This is a genomic window from Embleya sp. NPDC127516 (assembly GCF_044765325.1).
Classification (GTDB): Bacteria; Actinomycetota; Actinomycetes; order Streptomycetales; family Streptomycetaceae; genus Embleya.
In genome coordinates, this window is record NZ_JBIWJT010000095.1 from 1 (window position 1) to 2,231 (window position 2,231).

The 2,231-nt window shown below is 69.1% G+C and carries 2 protein-coding genes and 2 pseudogenes; 2 read left to right on the forward strand and 2 right to left on the reverse strand.

Annotated features, from left to right (window positions below):
- Both ACIRL2_RS51315 and ACIRL2_RS51320 read right to left on the reverse strand, forming a co-directional pair.
- Positions 1–449: HAMP domain-containing protein (locus ACIRL2_RS51315; protein ID WP_402242701.1), on the reverse strand; the 449-nt coding region annotated here is incomplete at its 3' end.
- Between the two features lie 188 nt (positions 450–637).
- Positions 638–745, reverse strand: a pseudogene (locus tag ACIRL2_RS51320) (response regulator transcription factor); the annotation flags it as partial.
- A gap of 271 nt (positions 746–1,016) precedes the next feature.
- Here ACIRL2_RS51320 and ACIRL2_RS51325 point away from each other — a divergent pair.
- Entirely contained in the window at positions 1,017–1,601 is a 585-nt protein-coding gene (locus tag ACIRL2_RS51325; protein ID WP_402242700.1) for a hypothetical protein, read from the forward strand.
- Positions 1,602–1,611: 10 nt separating this feature from the next.
- Positions 1,612–2,231, forward strand: a pseudogene (locus ACIRL2_RS51330) (hypothetical protein); the annotation flags it as partial.

The following is a 2,231-nucleotide window of genomic DNA, read 5'->3' on the forward strand; positions in this document are numbered from 1 at the left end:
TCGGCGAGTTGCTTGAGTTCGTCGTCCGGGCCCGGCATCGCGATCCGCTCGTGCAGGTTGTGTTCGGACAACCGGCGTGCCGTCGCGGTGATCCCATGGACCGGGCGCAACACCCGGCCGGACATCCACCAGCCGACCAGGATCGAGGCCGCGGCCAGGAGCAGCAGTGCCGCGATGAGCACGGTCAGCAGTTGACTCATCGTCACGTCCTGGCCTGTGTCGATGGCCCGACGGATGGACTCGGCGGGGATCACGGTGAATTGGCTCGCAGCGCCCGGCAGCGGCACGGCGGGTTGGGACCGGCCGGTGACGTTCTCGGTCTGGTCGTACGTGCCCGACGAATCCACCGCGAACGTCCTGGCCATCGCCATCGGTAGTTGTCGGGACAGCCGCTGGTCGACGAACCAGTACACGATGCCCAGCAACACCGTGCCGACAACGAGCGACATGCCGCCGTACATCAGCGCGAGTCGGGCCCGCGCCGACGGCCGGCGAAACAGTGCCCGGGATAGCAGCCGTACGCCTGTCACCGGGCCGCTCGTCCGGAATCCTCTCGGGCCCCTTCCAACGCATACACGCAGTCTGCTCATATCAGGCATCCCGATCCGGGCAAGGTTCGGATGACTTGGGGGTCCTGCGCGCTGTCGCCGTCGTACGCGACCTCCACGGCGATCGCCGCCCGGGGCAATCCTCGGTCGGTCGGATCGGCCGGTAGTTCCTCGTCCTCGGTCACCAGGACTCGCACAGTCTCGTCGCTCCGCTTCGGCCGGGGGGAAAGGTGGGGAGTCGGGCCGGAAAGGCGTGGGGGCAAAGAGCGATTGGCCCGGATTGGCAGACTTCCAACCCAACCCCACCGGTTATACGCGACTTGGCGTTAACTCCGGATAACCGGTTCGAGTAACGGCCTGGAAACCCCCCGAGGCGTAGACCTGTTGCCGCATCCTTCGTCGTCACGGCGGTGACAACGAGGGGTGGCCACACGACCGACGGTAGGACTACAGGTGGGAGCGGCAGTGATGACGAGGTTTGGGCGCACAGGATCGGGAGGAACCCTGGCGCTGCGGTTGGCGGTCGGGGTGGTTCTGGCGAGTGGCCTCGCCTTGACCACGGCCGGGTGCGGTGACGACGGCGGCGGCTCGGCGAAGAACAAGGTGGCCTCGGGCGGCGGCAGCGGCGCGAAGGCCGAGAGCAGTGGCGGCGGTTCCGGCTCGGGCAAGGGTGACGATGCCCAACGCCGCGACCAGATGGTGAAGTTCGCGAGCTGCATGCGTGAGCACGGCGTCGACATGCCGGACCCGGAGCCCGGCGAGGGTGGCGCGATGCGGATCGGGGCGATGCCCGCGGACGAGGGGTCGTCCAAGACCGAGGACGCGATGAAGGCGTGCGAGAAGTTCCAGCCGAAGAGCGACTTCGACCCCAACGACCCCAAGTTCAAGGAATGGCAGGCCAAGCACACCAGCTGCCTGCGCGAGAACGGCGTGAACGTGGGCGACCCCGGCGCGGGCGGCGCGATGATCACCCTCGACGCGAGCGACGACAAGGTGATGAAGGCGATGGAGTTGTGCAACAAGAAGGTTCCCCCGCTGACGAACAAGAAGTAGGGGCGGCCTCGTGGTTTCGATCGACACCCCACAGCACGAGTACGACACGGGACCCGCGCCGGCCCCTGCCGACCCGGACGGCACGCCGCACCCACGCGGGCGTCGGCGTCGCCGTCGGCGGCGGGCACTCGCGGCGGCCCTGGTGCTGGCCTCGGCGGGCGGTGCGGCGGCCGTTCTGCTCTCCGACGGCGGCGACGGCTCCGACGCCTCGGCGAACCGCACGAAGCTGGATGCGGTGCCGGTGACTCGGGCGGATCTGGTGGATCGGCAGAATGTGGACGGCAGGCTCGGATACGCGGGCACGTACTCCGTGAACGCGGCCGCGCCCGGACCGGACAAGGAGACGCCGCCTCCGAGTGGTGGGAACAAGCCGCAGGGCGGCGGCACCCCACCACCGTCGCAGAACCCGGGTGGCGGCAATCAGCCCCAGGGTTCGGGTTCGGGTGGTGGGTCCGGTACGGGCGGAGGTTCCGGTCGGGGTGGTTCGCCGCCGGATGCCGGGAACGACGCGGGGCCCGGGACGATCACCTGGCTTCCGGGCGTGGGCGACACGTTGTCGCGCGGTGATCGGGTGTACGGGCGGGACGGGACGAAGGTGCCGTTGTTCTATGGCGAGACGCCGTTCTGGCG